A 17,592-nucleotide genomic window follows, 5' to 3' on the forward strand; every position below is an offset into this window, starting at 1 on the left:
CCTAGTTGGAATAGAAGGACCATGCCCATGTCTCGGAAATGGACGGGAAAGCTCACCGCGGCGGGGTTGCTGCTTGGTGGCGCCTGTATCAGCATTATTTATATCGGTTCTGCGCAGGGGTCCAACGATACAAACGAACGGGTCAAGCAAATCGTCGAGGCAAGGAGCAAAAACGGTAAGCCGCGACCCCTGGAACTCGCATCGGTCGAGGTCACGAAGATCGAGCCTACATCGATGGCGGAACACCTGCGTGTGAGCGGCGAGCTCCAGCCTGTCAGACGGGCCGTGCTTAAAGCGAAAATCGCGGGAAAGATCCTCGAGGTCATTCCTCGCGAGGGGCAGTCGATCAAGGCAGGTGATGTACTTGTCCGATTCGAAACCGAGGATCTGCAATCGACACTCAGACAGCGCGAGAGCGATCTCGAAGCCGCATATGCTGAACTTCTTCTAACCATGCAGACGCAGAATCGGCTTGAGCAACTCGCTGCCAACAAGGTTTCGACACAGGAGCAACTCGACAAGGCTAAGAGCGATGTAGCGACGGCCAAGGCGAGAAGCCAGGGGCTAATCTCGCAAGTAGACATTGCCCGCACGGCTTTGCGCGATGCCGAGGTGACGGCTCCCTTCGATGGCGCCGTTGCAAGCCGCGCCGTCGATCCAGGATCTAGCGTCAGCGCCGACACCGAACTGCTCACGGTGGTCGATATTAGTGTTCTTGAGGCAAGGGTCCTTGTTTCCACCCGCGATGTCACCCGTCTTCAGGTCGGTCAAATCGCTGAGCTTCAGATCGATGGGCACGATGGTCAATCGATCGATGGGTCAATCGATCGCATTAATCCAGCTGCCAATGAAGGCTCGCGCTTCGTTACCGTGCACATCCGCATAGAGAATGCGGGAAGGCAACTTTGGGGTGGCATGTTTGCGACGGGTTCAATCCTTGTGCGTGAACGCAAGGATATCTTTGTCCTCCCGGCTTCGGCATTGCGTGAGGATGGGGCGGGGGAGTTCGTGCTTAAGCTCGATGGCGGAAAATTGGTGCGCCAATCGGTTCAAGTCGGTGAACGCTGGAATGGCGGCGACGCAGTGGAGATCGCAGACGGCGTTAAAGCGGGCGACACCATCGTGATCGCACCTCTACCGACGCTGGTGCCTGAAACACCAGCAATGATTTCGCAAGCAGGTTGACATGTTTCTGACCCGTATCTCCGTCAATCATCCCGTTTTCGCCACCATGATGATGGTTGTATTGCTGGTCTTCGGACTGTTTTCCTTCCAGCGGCTGGGTCTTGATCAATATCCGAATGTAGATGTTCCGATAGTGGTCGTGGCGACGACCTATCCCGGCGCTTCCCCGGAAACCGTCGAGACGGACGTCACACGCCCGATCGAACAGGCCCTGAACGCAATCAGCGGCCTCGACCGCCTCACCTCGATTTCCTACGAGGGCCGTTCTGTCGTGACCGCCAAATTCAAGCTCGAGGTCGAAGGCGCAACGGCTGCGCAAGATGTCAGAGACAAGGTCGCGGCCCTCGAGGCAGCTTTCCCAGATGGTGTCGACAAACCTATCGTCTCACGGTTCAACCCTTCCGATCAGCCGATCCTGTCGGTTGCCGTGAGCTCGCCCTCCCTTGGCGTGCCAGAGCTGACCACGATCGCCGACCGGCTCGTCGTCCGGCAGCTGACGACCGTTTCCGGCGTCGGACAGGTCACGCTGGTCGGCGGCCAGAAGCGACAGGTAGACATCGGTATCGACGAAACGCGCATGCGCGCGCTGAGAATTGGCGTTGATGAGGTCATCAATGCTCTGCGGTCCGGCAATCAGGATCGCCCCGCCGGCAGCATAGTCACTGACTTCAGTGAACGTACCATCCAGGTCCAGGGTCGCATCGCGCGACCCGAAGATTTCCTCGATATGATCGTTGCGCGTCGCAGCGGTGGGCCGGTCTATCTGCGCGACATCGCCACCGTCAATGTTGGAGCGGCCGATGCGGAAAGCCGCGCCGTCTACAACGGCGAGACGGCCCTGGCGATCGACATCGTCAAGGTCCAAGACGCCAACACCGTCCAGGTCGTCAAGGATGTGAGGAAACGACTCGAAGAGCTCAATACCGAATTGACACCACAGGACGTGCAACTTCGTGTCGTTACCGACGCCTCGGTCGCCATTCAGGAGTCTGTGGACCAGGTACAGGCAACGCTCATCGAAGGCGCGGTTCTCGCCGTCGCTATCGTTTTCCTGTTTCTCAATTCGTGGCGAAGCACGGTGATCACCGGTTTGACGCTTCCGATCGCCATGATCGGTACTCTTGCCGTTATCCATTTTCTCGGCTTCACGCTGAATACGCTGAGCCTGCTTGCGTTGACGTTGTCGATCGGCATTCTTGTCGACGACGCGATCGTTGTGCGCGAGAACATCACCCGCCATCTTCACATGGGCAAATCGCATCTCCGGGCGGCCCTCGACGGGACGAACGAGATCGGACTAGCCGTCATGGCGACAACAGCCACGATTGTCGCAGTCTTCCTGCCAGTCGCCTTTATGGAAGGCATTGTCGGCCGCTTCTTCTACGAGTTTGGCGTAACGGTCTCGGCGGCGGTACTGATTTCACTCTTCGTGGCATTTACGCTCGACCCGATGCTGTCGAGCGTGTGGCACGATCCCGACGCGCAGGCCGATGCAAAGCGTGGGCCGATCGGGCGCCTCATCGCCCGCTTCGACCATGGGTTCGAAAGATTGGCCGACAGCTATCGCCACCTGATCAGGTGGACGCTGCGCCATCGCCTCATAACGCTAATGACGACGATTGGTGTGTTCGTCGGCAGTATCTTCATGGTTCCACTGGTTGGCACCGAGTTCGTGCCCAACGCGGACGAAGGCCGTTTCCAGATCAACGTGACGACGCCCGTCGGCTCATCGCTCGACTATACCAGCGCGAAAGTCCGACAGGTCGAAAAGGCACTGCGGGAGCTTCCGGAGGTATCGGCAACCTATTCGACGATCAACACCGGCAGCACCACGGGCAAACACCGCGCGGCCATCCTCGTCAGATTGCTGCCGCCAGACCAGCGCACGCGCACGCCTGCAATGTTGGCCGGGCCCATCCGCCAACGGCTTGCGGCGATCCCGGGCATCGAAATCGCCATTGTCCAGGAAGGACTTGGTGGTGGCGACAGTCCGATCCAGTTGAGCATCCTGGGTGACGATCGAGCTGTGCTGGAAAAGATCGCAACAGATCTCACGGCTGACATGCGCGCAATTCCCGGCATCGTCGACGTCGCCTCCAGCGCAAAGGAACGGACGGCTATTCTTTCCGTACGCCTAAAACGCGAAGCGGCAAGCGACCTGGGTATCGGGATATCTGAGTTGGTCGGAATGCTGAAGCCGCTTCTCGGTGGCCAGGACGTCACGGACTGGACAGACCCATTGGGCGAGACCTATGCGGCCGTGGTGCGCCTGCCGCAGAACCAGCGGAGTGATGTGGCTGACATGGGCGAACTGATGATGACGACCGGGCGGACCGACGCGAACAACGCGCCGGTGATGGTGCGTCTTGACCAAGTTGCCGAGATTGGCACGATGCGGGCTGCTTCCGAGATCCGACGTCTCGGCATGTCGCGCGAAGTTCTCGTCTCAGCCGACGTGTCGGGACGGCCGCTGGGCGACGTTACAAATGAGCTGCAGGCGCTGATCGCGGAGCGCAACCTGCCAGTGGGCTATCATATCCGCTTCGGAGGCGACTCCGAAAACATGCAGGAAACAGCAGGAAACATGGCCAAGGCTCTGATCATGGCGGTGATCTTCATCTATGTCGTGCTTGCCTCGCAATTCGGCAGCTTCACCCAACCGATCGCCATCATGGCCGCGCTTCCGCTATCCCTGGTCGGCGTTCTCGCCGGTCTGCTGGTTGCCGGGAGCACGATCAATATGTTCTCGATGATCGGCTTCATCATGCTCATGGGTCTCGTCACCAAGAACGGTATTCTGCTGGTGGATTTCGCCAACAGGGAAAGGAAGCGTGGCCTGCCGCTCGATGAAGCGCTGGTCAACGCCGGCGCCATTCGTTTCCGTCCGATCGTCATGACGACATTGGCCATGATTTTCGGCATGATACCGCTCGCCATGGCCGTCGGCGGAGGTGGGGCGCAACGCGCGCCGATGGCGCATGCGGTCATCGGGGGCCTGATCAGCTCGACGATGCTGACGTTGCTCATCGTACCGGTGATCCTTTCCTATGTGGAAAGCCTTTCTGCGGTCGTCGCCACGTTCTTCAAGGCTGGCAATCGTCAAAGCTCCTTCAAGGCTGGCAATCGTCAAAGCTCATCGGAGAAAGCTGCGGTCGGCACCGACGATCTGTTTTGAAGGCTAGGGTGGTGGGTCACCCGGATATCGACGCTGAACCCGGCTAAGGAACTGCGCGCGGCACTCCCTAGAGGCTACGTCGCTCGCGGGACGGAACCTGTTGGTTCATATTGAGCAATCAGACGGAACTCCGACTATCCGTCGCTGGATCGCGTGGATCGCAACAGACCCTCAAACGGCTTCGACGGCTCCTATTTGCCCGCCGATGTCAGGAAGATGGTTTGATTGTTTGCGTCGTCGTCAAACTTGCAACGGAAAGCGCCAGCTCGAGACGCTTGACGATTGCTGCCCGCCGACGGCCCACAATCTTATGGTAGGTCGACGCACCCATGCCTGAAGCACTCGGGCGGCAAGGCTGGCGAGTATCGGCGTCATGATGGCTCATCGCCTTTGATGGATGATCCAGAGAATGGCCATCGGTCCGGCCAAGAAGGTGCCAAGGAATATCAGCGTCTGAATGTAGCCGGCCATCTTGTGAAGCAGAACCTGGCGGCGTCTGTGTCTGCTCATTGCATTCTCCTAAGACAAAATCGGCAAGCGAGCTAACACTGCGCGTGTCGCATTGCAGCAGCATTACCGGCTGGAAGCGTTGCCAAAACCGATCAAGGTAGCCGCATAAGAAGCGTGTGGACGCGGCGAATTCGCGGGAACCGACGGCCAAGGAGCACTCGATGGAGCGTTTTCTGACTGGGTCTCCAGCTCAACAGCCCGACGAAAGGCCTCACTCATGTTCTCTTTACGGCTGGGAATTTGAAACCTGGCGTTTCTAATGATGAAACCTAACGGTCGTTGATCCCCACGCGTTTCAAGTCGACAATAAGCATCAGACGCGGTTTCAACGGTCGAAGGCGATGGGGTTCTCGCATGTCACAGACGAAGGGCTTTGCCGTCCAGATCGATCACTACGGACCGCCTGAAGTCCTAGTGTACCGTGAGATCGATCTCCTGCCGCTCGCGCCGCGGGAGGTCCGCGTCCAGACACTGATGGCAGCCGTCAATCACACCGATCTGGAGATCCGAGCGGGAAACTGGCCGGTGCGGAAGCAAAATCCCTTCCCTTATGTTCCGGGTGTCGAAGTTGTGGGCACCGTGGTCGAGATGGGGTCGGCGGTCTCGGAATGGACCGTCGGCGAGACCGTGATCACAATGATGCAGGGCCTGGGTGGGGTTAAGGCAGAGCGGAATGGAGGCTATGCCGAGTTTGTCACGGTGGGTGCCGACACGCTGGCACTCGTACCTCCCTCGGTCAATGTCGCAGAACTCGCAGCATTGGGGCTTGTCGGCGTAACGGCTTATGAAGGTCTGAAGCGCCTTGGCCCGCTTGAGGGAAGGCGGGTACTTATAACCGGGGCGGCCGGCGGCGTCGGATCAGCGGCCACTGCAATCGCCAAGGCAATGGGCGCCTCGGTTACAGGTCTCGTATCGCGTTCGGAGCAAATGGATTACGTCCGCGGGCTCGGAGCCGAGCGGGTAGAGGTTGCAAGAGGTGGCCCGCTTCCATTTCCATCGGGAAGTTATGACGGCGTCCTGGACGTGGTCGGCGGAGATCTCTTCGGCCCTTGCGTGAATGCACTCCGCGACGGGGGAGTTTTCTCGCTTGTAGGGGCCGTTGGCGGTGATCGCGTCACATTTGAGGCCTGGCAGCTGATCCGCCCCGTGACGCTCACCGGCTATTCAACCGAAAGTCTCGATGGTCCGCGTCTTCGTCATGCGATCTCCGAGCTCTGCGATTGGCTGGCAAGTGGCGAAGTCTGCTCACCCAAATATCGCATCATCTCGATGCGGGATGCCTCGAAGGCTCACGAAACGCTTGAGCGCGGAGGCGTCGAGGGGCGACTGCTTCTGGCTCCCGCAATCAGTCAGACCTCGTAAACCGTCCAGAATCGTCAATGGGGCCGAGGCTTCACCATAAAATGCGAGGCGGCGATGCCGACGGATCGGCCCGATCCCCGACGGGCCGTGGAAGGCGAGTGGCGGGTTAGAGCTTGGGCGTTTGCGCGGTCGTCGATCGAGCCCACAGAAATAATTTGAGCGCATGAGGTGACAGATGGAAGCAGCAGCGCAACGGGCAACGACGGCAGTGGCCAGCCAACCCAAAGAAATATCGAGAGGCTCGATGGTCATCGCAGCCTTCTCTACAATCGTCGAGTGGTATGACTTCACGTTGTACCTCTATTTCGCGACGGTCCTGTCTCGCGTTTTCTTCGGCGGTGGCGATGCGGCGCTCATGACGACACTGGCGGGTTTTGCGGTCGCCTATCTTATGCGGCCATTTGAGGCCGTCCTGTTTGGCCATATTGGCGACCGTTTCGGGCGAAGAAAAATGCTCCTCCTGTCCGTGGCGCTAATGACCTTCATGATGCTTTCCATCGGCCTCCTGCCGACCTATGCGCAAGCCGGACCGGCTTCTGCTTGGCTATTGCTGCTTTTCCGATGCGTCATGGCCTTTTCAGTCGGTGGAGAATACAGCGGAGTGACTGCCTATCTCATGGAGGGAGCACGACCGTCCAGGCGGGGCCTGGTCACATCGCTGGCTTCTGCGGCCAGCGAAATCGGAGCTTTGCTTGCAGTCGGCGTGTCGGCTCTGACAGTCGCCCTTCTGGATCAGGCAAGCCTGGATTCCTGGGGTTGGAGGATACCATTCCTGGTGGGCGCTGTGCTGGCCGGCAGTGTCTGGCTTGCCCGTTCGGCCATGGAGGAATCACCGGAATTCGAGCAACAAAAGCGTTCCGGATCAGTGCCCTCGCACCCGCTTCGCCATATTCTCGCTCATCATCGCGGAGCCCTTTACCGCGCTTTTGCAATCTCGGCCTTGGCGTCGGTAACCTATTACGTCGGCATCATCTATGTGCCGACTTATCTCACATCCGCAGGCACGCTCAACGAAGGTGATGCACTTTGGCTGTCCACAATAGCGGCGGTAGCGGTGATCGCGGTGACGCCTTTGGTGGGCGCCTTGACCGATCATTTCGGTCGCAAGCCTGTTTTGATTGTCCTCGCTGTGTCCAGCATCGTCCTACCCCTGGCGATGTTCCCGATCATGGCCGGTAGTTCGCAGCCGCAAGTGCTTGCCGCTGCAATCGTCCTTGCTTGTCTGGCTGGCGGAATAAGCGCGGCAGGTCCAGTCGCGATAGCCGAGCAATTCCCCGGCGAGGGCCGCCTTAGCGGACTGGCCATCGGGGCCACGATCGCAACCACGATCTTCGGCGGCCTCGCGCCGCTTGTCGCACAGATCGTTGTGGCACGCAGTGCCTCACCCATAGGACCTGGTGCAATCATCGCGGTCGTGGCCGTATTTGTGCTTCCGATGCTGTTGTTCTTTAGCGAAACCGCTCCGGGGAAAACGCAGAAGCCGACCTTGTTCTAAAACCCCATCTGTCGCTGACCTGTTGTGGCAAGCGCCATCGTTCGAACCGATCGTGGATCGAATGATGGCGGACGTACTCGACACTGCCGGAATCGCAATTTCACTGGCTATCGGAGCGCGCCGTCGCACTGGTTTCAGAGGCACGCCGTGACGACACGTTTTCTGTATTGTAAAAATGATTGCATAAAACAAAAAAGAATGTAGCGTTGGACATGCCGGCTCTGGAGGAGACGAGCGTGACAATTTGCTGGCTTGCCGGGCGTTTCTCGCGAAGGTTTTTCGATCTTCCGCGAACGGAAGAGCGCGGACATAGCTGCGATCTAAGGGGATGAAGGAGGAGTACTTTGGACACCTATCTCTACATTGATAACAAGGAGCAGGCATCTGCGACGGGGGCGACCTTTGAACGGCGCAATCCCGCATCCGACGCCGTCATTAGCCGTGGCGCAGCGGCCAGCGTCGAAGACGCCGTTCGAGCCGTCGCCTCTGCTCAGAAAGCATTTGTGGAGTGGTCGAAGTCTGGCCCGACGCAGCGAAGGGCGCTATTGCTCAAGGCAGCAGACGAAATCGAAGCGAGAGCGGATGATTTCGTCGAGGCAATGAGCCTTGAAGTCGGCGCCAACGAGCTTTGGGCACGCTTCAACGTCATGCTGGCTGGAAATCTATTTAGGGAAGCGGCAGGCCTTGCCACGCAGCTCCAAGGCGAGACGATTCCCTCCGATAGGCCGGGCTCTCTCTCCATGACCATCCGGCAGCCAGTCGGCGTCATCTTGAGCATCGTACCATGGAACGGACCGGTTGTTCTGGCAGCTCGCGCGATCGCATATCCGCTTGTCTGCGGAAATACCGTCGTTTTCCGTGCCTCCGAAACAAGCCCACGCACCCATGAGCTGATAGCACAGGCCGTTCTTGCCGCCGGCTTTCCCGCAGGTGCATTGAATTTCATAACGAATGATCCCAAGGACGCGCCCCAGGTTGTCGACGCTCTCATCGCACATCCGGCAGTTCGGCGCATCAATTTTACAGGCTCCACGCACGTCGGCCGGATTATCGCCGAGAAGGCGGGCCGGCAACTCAAGCGTTGCATCCTGGAGCTGGGCGACAAATCCCCCTTGGTCGTGCTTGAAGACGCCAACGTCGACCATGCAGTTGCCGCCGGCATCTTCGGGGCGTTCCTCTATCAGGGCCAGATCTGCATGTCGACGGAACGCATCATTGTCGATGAGAAGATCGCCGACGAATATGTTGCGAAATTCGCCGAACGCGCTACGGCGCTGCCGGTCGGCGATCCCTCAAAGGGCGCCTGCGTGTTGGGCCCGGTGATCAGCAAGGCAGCTGCATCGCGGCTCAAGGATCTTCTGGACGATGCGGTTTCCAAGGGCGCCAAACTGGTCGCCGGGGGAACAGCGACGGGTGCCATGCTGTCGGCAACGGTGCTGGATGGCGTGAACCCGAGCATGCGCATCTATAGCGAAGAAACCTTCGGGCCGATCGTGTCTATCATCCGGGCGAAGGATACCGAAGACGCGGTTCGCATTGCGAACGATACCGAATTCGGCCTTTCGGCGGGCGTGTTCGGCACGGATATTTCCCGCGCGCTCGATGTGGCCCAGCGTATCGATACGGGATCGGTGCACATCAATGGAGCAACCGTCAACAACGAGGCTCAGGCACCATATGGCGGCACCAAGGCCAGTGGCTTCGGCCGTTTCGATGGCAGGGCCGTCATCGACGAATTCACCGAGCTCAAGTGGATTACGATCGAAACCAGCGGGCAGGGCTACCCATTTTAGAGCGCTGGACGGCGCACCTTAAAAGGTGCGGCCGCAGTCGCTGAGCCGCGGCGGCATCCTGGGGCAATGCTTGGAGGAGCGTTGTTCCGGGTCGTCGCTGCCTGGTGGAATATCGATCCTAAAAACTCGCGAAACGAAGTTGCTTGTTGCCTTCCGACCTGCGGAGGGCAGGCAACAAGCTATGCATTGCCAAAGAGGAGGAGAACAATGGAAACTGATAAGGGCAGGCAGCTCCAGCATCTGGAGTATTCACTCATTACCGGTCGCATCAATCGCCGCACCTTCATGCTCGCGACTGTCGCCATGGGCCTGACAGCTGGAAGCAGTGTCGACGCGCTTGCAGAAGAACTCGATGCCATCAGAGCGAACCAGGACAAGCGACGTTCATCACTGGCCAAGGGTTATGACTACATCGTGGTGGGCGCCGGCAGTGCCGGCTGCTCGCTCGTGGGGACGCTGGCAAAGGACAAGAATGCCAGGATTCTCGTGGTCGAGGCAGGTGATTGGGACACGGCACCGTCCATACAAGACCCCCGCCTGTGGTTCACCAATCTTGGCACCGAACGCGATTGGGGCGATGTTGCCATTCCAAGCCCGAGCGTGAACAATCGCGGCGTTCCTGAACATACAGGCCGAGTGGTCGGTGGTGGCAGCAGCATTAACGCCACGATTTGGTCACGCCCATTTAAGGCGGATCTTGACCATTGGGCGGCGGAGTCGGGCGATCCCATGTGGGGTTACGCGCACGGCCTCGAAATCTTCAAGCGTGTCGAAAACTGGCAGGGCAAACCGAACGCGAAGTATCGCGGCGTCGGTGGTCCCGTCTGGGTTCAGCCGGCAGCCGACCCGTTGCCACTTGCAGCCAAAGCGCTTGACGGTTGCCGTGAAGTTGGTTTGCCGGTGGTCGAAGACCTGAACGGTGAACGAGAGGAAACCGGAAACGGCTTCGGCTTCATGAACCAGATCATCAAGGATGGGAAGCGCCAGAACATGGCCCGCGCATTCCTGTACCCGGTGCTTGCCCAGGACAATGTTACACTCCTGGTGAACACCCAGGTTAACCGCGTGGTCATCGAAGGCGATCGCGCCGTCGGCATCGAGTTGATCCACGGCGGTCAGAAAGTCACAATCTCCGCCGGGCGCGAAATCATACTTTCGGCCGGTGGTTTCAACACACCCAAGATCCTGATGTTGAGCGGTATCGGTGACGAGGCGGAACTTAAGGCGGTCGACCTGAAGACGCTGGTACACTCTCCGCAGGTGGGCAAGAACGTTCAGGACCATGTCCTGCATGGTGGCTGTCTCTTCGAAGCGCCGGCGGCATTCGAATACCGCAATAGCGCTGCGAATGTCTCGGGATACTACAAGACCCAATCGGCCCTGGAGCTGCCAGACGTCAGCATAGTTCAGATCGAGCTTCCCTATGCCAGCGAAACGATCGGTAAGAAATACGCGCCTCCGCCGACAAGCTGGGCCCTTTGCGGCGGTTTGGTAGCACCCAAGAGCCGTGGAAGCCTCAAGCTGAAGTCGACCAATCCCGCGGACCGACCGATCGTCGACATGCGATTTCTGAGCCATCCCGACGATGTAAAGGCATTGTCGACCAGCATCGAGATCGCCCGCTCGATCGCGAATTCCAAGGCAATGAAGGAATTTGTCGTGCGCGAGGTGGCTCCCGGGAAGAAGCTCGAAGGCAAGGACCTGGAGAACTTTGTGCGTGATGGAGCAACGACATATTTTCACTCAGCCGGCGCTTGCCGCATGGGCAAGGACGACAAAGCCGTCGTCGATGGCAAGTTGCGCGTAAACGGGGTCCGCAATCTGCGTATCGCCGACAGCACGATCATGCCGCGGATCGTGGCGGTACCGACCATGCCGGCTTGCGTCTTTATCGGACAAAGAATGGCGGAGATCCTCAAGGCCTGAACTCCAACAGGTAAAAGATCCGCAAGCAGGCGCCGGCACTTTGCTCGTTGACAAAGTGCCGGCGGGTCAGATCGAACGGGCCGCCGACCGAAAAATCATCGCTCGCTGCGCGAAATGGCCGGAAAATTGAGAAGATGGAAATATGGGGCTCCGAAGCACCGCGCGCAGCGCTTCAGAGGAGCGGCAAAGGATCGCCGGAAACCACGGGGAGACCGCGAAGCGAACCCGGGATGTCGCTGGAGCGACCACCGGCATCAAGTTGGATAGCGCAATTCCAGAGCCGGATTGCCCGAATCTTCGGCGTCGCGCTGACAGCCAGCCGCTTTCCGTTTCTATCTTCCGCCCAACCGCTCCAGTCGTCGTCCGCCAGGTCGCGCCATTCGACATTGAGGTGAACTTCCGAATGGGCGAAAAGATTGCGCAATGCCTGGCATGGCAATGTCGCTGCCAATGCGATCTCCTGCCGATCGACCGCAAGATCGAAAGGCAGGTGGTGCGAGGAATTGCTTCGGACCCAGGCGACGGCTTCTGCAAGCATTCTCGCCTGCAGTCCTATCGCTGCAACGAGCCAGCGGCGGTCCACGCCGGCGATCTTCGACGGGCCGGCAAGGGCGCCATCGCTAAGATTCATCAGGAGGCGGGCGAAGTATGCCGTTCCCCGCCGCGCCCAATCCAACTCATTAGCCGGCGCCGTCGGTGCGTCGTAGCGCGCGCCCGCGCCCTGACGGGCACGCAGGGCGGCGCGAGCCTCCTCTTCGTGCTGGCTCACCGGTCCTCTCCCTCGACAAGGGTCCTTGCAAAATTCAGACGCTCCATGATTGGAGCATCGGAGAAGCGGAAAAGGTCGAACTGGGTCTCTGCCCGCAAGGACCATTGAACCCAAGACGGAATCACGAAGATATCCCCAATATCCAGCTTCTGCTCATGGCCATTGATGACTGCGCTGCCACGGCCATCGAATACCTGGAAGATCGTAGATCCAACTTCACGTCGAGGAGCAGTGATCGCGCCTGCACGCAAGCGGTGGAATTCGCAGCGTATCGTCGACATGACGTCGCCGCCAGTGGTCGGGTTGACATAGCGAATTGCCGCATGACCCTGCTCGACAGTAGCCGGCTGCCCTTCCTCCTCTAGCAGTAGCTGCTCTGTCAGGGCACGATCGGTATGCTCCCAACGATATGCCCCGATCGGTGAATTGCCCGTGTCTTGAAGGCCGGACAGGGGCCGCAGGCCCGGGTGGCCCCAAAGCCGTTCCGAGCGCGAGAACCGTGGGGTTGCGTAGTCGGTCACTCGCTCCGCGCCGAATTCGAAAAAGCCAACGTCATTTTGGTAGGAGAAGGGGATATCCAGGCCGTCAATCCACGCCATCGGATAGTCGGTGTCATTGTGATGACCGTGAAAGAACCAGCCGGGCGTCAACAGCAGGTCGCCACGGCTCATGCGTACAGGATCTCCGTTCACGACGGTCCATACGCCTTCGCCCTCAACGACAAAGCGGAAAGCATTCTGGGAATGGCGATGTTCAGGTGCCGTCTCCCGCGGGCCGAGATACTGGATCGCGCACCAGAGGGTTGGACTGATATAGGCATTGCCACCCAGTCCGGGATTGGCAAGGCCCAGCGCACGCCGTTCCCCCCCGCGTCCGACGGGGATCAGATCTCCGGATCTTTGCGCCAGAGGCAGGATGTCCGCCCATTTCCAAACATGTGGCACCGCCTGTGACATCGGATGACGTGGCATCAGGTTACCGATCTGGGTCCACAGCGGCTTGATGTGCTGTCGATCGAAACCGGCATAAAGTTCCCGCAATTCCGGCGTCTCTTCAGGCTGCATCGAGTGGGGTTTTGGTGTTGCCGTCGCGTTCTCCATGAGATCCTCCTCGTTTCTCCAAATGCAGTCGCTATTATGAGGCGTCGGGCTGAAACGGTGGCGCCGCGGAATGAAAGGCTGGAATCGCATCAAGAGCGGAAAAAATGCGCGCGATTGTCGGCCATGTGGACAGTTCGATATCGAAGCGGCGGTTGTTCCAGACCTGAGCGTAAAGACATATGTCGGCCAGGCTGGGCTGATTGCCATGACAAAACCTGCCCGTGGATGCGTCACGGGCAAGCGTCGTCTCAAGCGCATCAAAGGTCGCCTTCACCCAGTGCACAAACCATGATCGCTGGGCTTCTTCATCCGCTCCGAACGTATCGGCCAGATAGCCGAGGACACGCAGGTTGTTGAGCGGATGAACCTCGCAAGCGATCATGTAGGAGAGCGCGCGGACCCGCGCCCGTCCGTCGGCATTTTGCGGCAGCAGGGGAGGCTGCGGATGAGTTTCCTCGAGCCACTCGATGATCGCGAGCGACTGGTTCATGAAGGTGCCGTCCTCTCGCTCAAGAACGGGAACAAGGCCGGCCGGGTTCATCTTCAGATACTCGCTTGTACGGGTATCCCCCCGGCGCAGGACATATGGCACATAGTCGTAGGGGAGCGCCTTGACGTTCAGGGCCGTCCGCAAGCGCGTCGATGTCGATGAGCGGAAAAAATTGTGCAGCTTGAACATCGTCCTACCGCCTCGGCTCAGCCACGCGCGTGGCGATCTCTCCAAGCCCCGCGATACTGACGGTGCAGACATCGCCCGGTGCAAGTGGACCAACGCCTGCGGGCGTACCGGTCATGATCAGGTCGCCGGGCTTGAGCGTGAAGGAGTGGGACAGGATCGATATGATTTCCGGAACGGACCAAATCAGGTCCCGAAGATCGGCGTCTTGTTTAAGCTCGCCGTTCACGGTCAGGCGAATGGAGCCTGCCTTTGGATGTCCGATTGTCCCGACGCTATGGATCGGTCCCACGACCGCAGACCGGTCGAAGGCTTTGCCTTCATCCCACGGGCGTCCCTTGTCACGTGCCTCAAGCTGGACGTCTCTTCGCGTGAGATCGTTTCCCACAGCATAGCCCCAGACATAGTCGAGCGCGGAATCCGTGCCGACGTTCACGGCCTCTTTTCCAATCGCCACGACCAGTTCCGCTTCATAGTGGAAATTGCTGGTCCGTGGTGGGTAATCAACTGCTTCTCCATTGTCGACCACTGCATCGGCCGGCTTGGTGAAGAAAAACGGAAACTCACGTTCCGGATCCTTACCCATTTCACGAGCATGAGCCGCATAATTGCGACCAACGCAGAAGATGCGCCGGACGGGAAACCGGCTGTCGGAATTGGCGACAGCGGCCGATGGCTGGGGCGGCGGGGGAAAAACAAACGTCACGAAACTATCTCCTCTTTGCGCAAAAGTCGTATTTGTGGCCTGTGGCGGACCGAATTACACCTGTGCGAGTGTTAGCGAGCCGAACCGTCGGGCACACCTTCCGACTAAGCGGCATTGTCGGTTGTGTCGGCGCGATCAGCCGTGAGATGCTGCCGGCAGGAGCGCCTGGCGGTCTATCTTGCCCGTCCCGGTTTTCGGTATCTCCGCGACATATTCAATGATGCGGGGATATTTGTGCGGCTGCAGTCGCGTCTTCACGTAATCACAAAGCTGCTTGGAGCAGACATCGCCGCCGTCTACGCCGACGCGCAGTCTTACCACCGCCCGGAGTGTCATCCGTTGATCGGGCAATTTGTGCGCCATGACGGCGCATTCCTGCACGTCCGGATGCTCGTTCAGGCAGCGCTCCACCTCGAGCGGCCACACCCATTGGCCCGACACCTTGATGAGATCATCGGCTCTACCCTGAAAGTAGTAATGTCCGTCCCGTTCGATGAACCGGTCGCCCGTGTAGAGCCAGTCGCCACGCATGGTGTCGGCGGTCTTGTCCGGTCGGTTCCAGTAACAGGGCGCGGACGAATGTCCTCGTACAAACATCACGCCCTCCTCACCAGGGCCGGCGGGGCTGCCGTCGGGAGTTTCCAATCTGATTTCATAGCCGGGGACACGCGCGCCGGCCGATCCGATCCTGTGGTCGTCCAACCGATTTGACAGATAGATATGCAGCATTTCTGTCGAGCCGAGCCCTTCGGTGGGGCCATGTCCTGTGAGGCTTTCCCATGCGGTGTAGACTTCTTGGGAAAGCACTTCCGCCGCCGACATGGACATTCGAAGCGACGACAACTCACGCTTCTCGATGCCATCGGAATGGATCAAAGCAGTGTAGAGGGTCGGCAGTCCGAACAGCACCGTCGGACGATAGGTTTCTATCGCATCGAGAACGACGTCTGGGCGCGGTTGCCCCGGTACCAGAAGCGTGGTTGCGCCGGCCGAGAAGGGGAAGAGCAGGGAATTGCCGAATCCATAGGCGAAATAGGCTTTCGGGACCGAAAACCCGATATCGTCGGCTCGCAGCTTCAAAAGCTGGTCTCCAAACGCGGCCTGGCTATAGGCCATGTCGTGATGCAGATGGACGATCCCCTTGGGACGGCCGGTCGACCCGGATGAATACATCCAGAAGGCCATGTCATCCGGCCCTGTGTCGGCACAATCAAGTTCCTCCCCAGCGTTACGGAGAAAATCCTCGGAGTTCTCATGTCCGGGCGAGCCCGCCGCGCCGTTGACGATTATGGTCCGCTCGAGAAGAGTGCCGCTAACTGCCTGCGCGTCGAAGCTCGACGCCAAGGCCGCTTCACAGAGCGCAATCCGCGCGCCGGTATCCCGCAGAAAGAAATTGAGGACATCCGTCTTCGTTTGGATGTTCAAAAGGACCGGTACGAACCCGGCGCGCACCGCACCGAAGAAGGCCGCCGGAAAAGACGGCGTATCGTCGAGGAAGAACGGGATGCGTTCGCCGCGCTTGAGCCCCGCAGCCTTGAAGGCGTTCCCCCATTTGGCGGCATCTCGAATAAGCTCTGAATATGTGCGTGAACCCGCCGGGCCGATCACTGCGAGCTTGTCTGGGTTTCGTTGCAGATTATCCCACAGGATCACCGAGCAGTTCTTATGGTCTTCCTTGCAAAACCCGATTTCCGCGGCACCGGCGGTTGCGTCGCCGACCGGATCGGAAATCGCCCCTGAACGCATTCTGTGGTCTTCTTCATAGCGCGACATGAATTCGGGCGCCAATTGCCGCAGGCGATCCATATCCACGCGACCCGAGCGCGTCATATAGTCGAACGCAAAGTCGAGCGGAGCCAACTGCATTTTGTCCGCAAAATGCTCATACCAGGTTGCAGACGTGTTGGCGGCGTCGACGATCTTCTTTGCGATTGGCCGACGCTCCATCTGGTAAGCGGCAAGCGCCTCATCGACGTCCGGATGAGAGGAGAGGCATGTGACGAGGGCGATCGCATCCTCGAGTGCTAGCCGCGTCCCCGAACCGATAGAAAAATGCGCGGTATGGGCTGCGTCGCCCAACAGCACCTTGCGGCCGGCGACCCAGGAATTGCACCACAACTTCGGGAACTGCCGCCACAGCGATTTGTTGGTGACAAGCGAGGCGCCCTCCAGAACATGATCGAATAGATCCGCGCAGATCTGTGCGCTCTCCCCTTCGCTCTTCGCTGCGAAGCCGTTGCGCTGGAAGGTCTCGTCGTCGCATTCGACTATGAATGTGCTACGATCGGGCGAGAACCTGTAATGGTGCGCATTGAACGCCCCAAGCTCAGTTTCAACGAATGTCTGGGTGAGAGTGGTGAACGGACGATTGGCTCCGAACCATGCGAAATGGTTCGTAAAGTTGTCCATCTTCACACCGAACGCTGATTCCGACGAGCGGCGAACCAATGAGTTCAAGCCGTCGGCACCGATGATGAGATCAGCGTCCAGTTCATCCACCGACCCGACTTGATGGGAGAAACGGGTGTCGATCCCAAGCGACTGCGCGTGGAGCCTGAGCATTTCGATGAGCTCAAGCCTTCCGATGGCCGCAAAACCCACACCGTCAAGGATGACGCTTCCACCTGGGAGATTGAGCGTCATGTTCTTCCAACGCTCCATCTGCGGCGTCACCAGGCTGTGGAATGCCGGGTCCGATGCTTTCAGGAAGTCCAATGCCTGATCGGAAAATACGACGCCGAATCCAAAGGTCGCGCCAGCCGGATTTTGTTCCGTTACGCGAAGCCTCACCTCCGGCATCAGGCGACGGATTAGGATTGCGGTGTAAAGGCCGGCAGGGCCGCCGCCAAGTATCTCAACGCTTCGAAGCCGCGCCATCTCTCCTCCTTGGATCGC

At 59.1% G+C, this 17,592-nt stretch carries 12 protein-coding genes; 6 read left to right on the forward strand and 6 right to left on the reverse strand.

Translation table 11 applies throughout. From position 1 onward, the window contains the following. The first annotated feature begins 27 nt into the window (after positions 1–27). Both EX00_RS20385 and EX00_RS20390 read left to right on the forward strand, forming a co-directional pair. The gene (locus EX00_RS20385) at positions 28–1,185 is read left to right on the forward strand and encodes an efflux RND transporter periplasmic adaptor subunit (protein WP_047462807.1); all 1,158 of its coding nucleotides are present in this window, start codon (positions 28–30) and stop codon (positions 1,183–1,185) included. 1 nt (position 1,186) lies between these two features. Then, positions 1,187–4,360 (forward strand): efflux RND transporter permease subunit, encoded by a 3,174-nt coding sequence (locus EX00_RS20390; protein WP_080761283.1) that lies wholly within the window; start codon positions 1,187–1,189, stop codon positions 4,358–4,360. A 381-nt stretch (positions 4,361–4,741) separates the two neighbouring features. Here the strand turns inward: EX00_RS20390 and EX00_RS32145 are convergent, their stop codons facing one another. Further along, positions 4,742–4,870, reverse strand: a complete 129-nt coding sequence (locus EX00_RS32145) for a hypothetical protein (protein WP_267884777.1) — start codon at positions 4,868–4,870, stop codon at positions 4,742–4,744. 354 nt (positions 4,871–5,224) lie between these two features. Here EX00_RS32145 and EX00_RS20395 point away from each other — a divergent pair, with 354 nt between their 5' ends. The 4 genes from EX00_RS20395 (at position 5,225) to EX00_RS20410 (ending at position 11,446) form a co-directional block, all read left to right on the forward strand. Next, positions 5,225–6,232, forward strand: a complete 1,008-nt coding sequence (locus tag EX00_RS20395) for a quinone oxidoreductase family protein (RefSeq protein WP_047461979.1) — start codon at positions 5,225–5,227, stop codon at positions 6,230–6,232. Positions 6,233–6,476: 244 nt separating this feature from the next. Continuing rightward, positions 6,477–7,727 (forward strand): MFS transporter, encoded by a 1,251-nt coding sequence (locus EX00_RS20400; protein WP_047461981.1) that lies wholly within the window; start codon positions 6,477–6,479, stop codon positions 7,725–7,727. 344 nt (positions 7,728–8,071) lie between these two features. Continuing rightward, positions 8,072–9,520, forward strand: a complete 1,449-nt coding sequence (locus EX00_RS20405; RefSeq protein ID WP_037200608.1) for an aldehyde dehydrogenase — start codon at positions 8,072–8,074, stop codon at positions 9,518–9,520. A 207-nt stretch (positions 9,521–9,727) separates the two neighbouring features. Continuing rightward, positions 9,728–11,446 (forward strand): GMC family oxidoreductase, encoded by a 1,719-nt coding sequence (locus EX00_RS20410; protein ID WP_047461986.1) that lies wholly within the window; start codon positions 9,728–9,730, stop codon positions 11,444–11,446. Positions 11,447–11,618: 172 nt separating this feature from the next. Here EX00_RS20410 and EX00_RS20415 read toward each other — a convergent pair whose 3' ends face one another. The 5 genes from EX00_RS20415 to EX00_RS20435 form a co-directional block, all read right to left on the reverse strand. Continuing rightward, positions 11,619–12,215 carry a maleylpyruvate isomerase N-terminal domain-containing protein gene (locus tag EX00_RS20415; protein ID WP_052210821.1) on the reverse strand — a complete coding sequence of 199 codons (597 nt, stop codon included), beginning with the start codon at positions 12,213–12,215 and terminating at the stop codon, positions 11,619–11,621. Beyond that, positions 12,212–13,315 carry a cupin domain-containing protein gene (locus EX00_RS20420; protein ID WP_047461990.1) on the reverse strand — a complete coding sequence of 368 codons (1,104 nt, stop codon included), beginning with the start codon at positions 13,313–13,315 and terminating at the stop codon, positions 12,212–12,214. Before EX00_RS20420 ends, EX00_RS20415 begins: the two co-directional genes overlap by 4 nt. Positions 13,316–13,349: 34 nt before the next feature. Beyond that, on the reverse strand, positions 13,350–13,994 hold the full coding sequence (maiA, locus tag EX00_RS20425) for a maleylacetoacetate isomerase (protein ID WP_047461993.1): 645 nt from the start codon (positions 13,992–13,994) through the stop codon (positions 13,350–13,352). A 4-nt stretch (positions 13,995–13,998) separates the two neighbouring features. Next, positions 13,999–14,697 (reverse strand): fumarylacetoacetate hydrolase family protein, encoded by a 699-nt coding sequence (locus EX00_RS20430; RefSeq protein WP_047461996.1) that lies wholly within the window; start codon positions 14,695–14,697, stop codon positions 13,999–14,001. Between the two features lie 135 nt (positions 14,698–14,832). Next, on the reverse strand, positions 14,833–17,574 hold the full coding sequence (locus EX00_RS20435) for a benzoate-CoA ligase family protein (RefSeq protein WP_047461999.1): 2,742 nt from the start codon (positions 17,572–17,574) through the stop codon (positions 14,833–14,835). Positions 17,575–17,592 lie beyond the last annotated feature (18 nt).

Source organism: Martinezella rhizogenes (assembly GCF_000799715.1).
Taxonomy (GTDB): Bacteria; Pseudomonadota; Alphaproteobacteria; order Rhizobiales; family Rhizobiaceae; genus Rhizobium; species Rhizobium rhizogenes_C.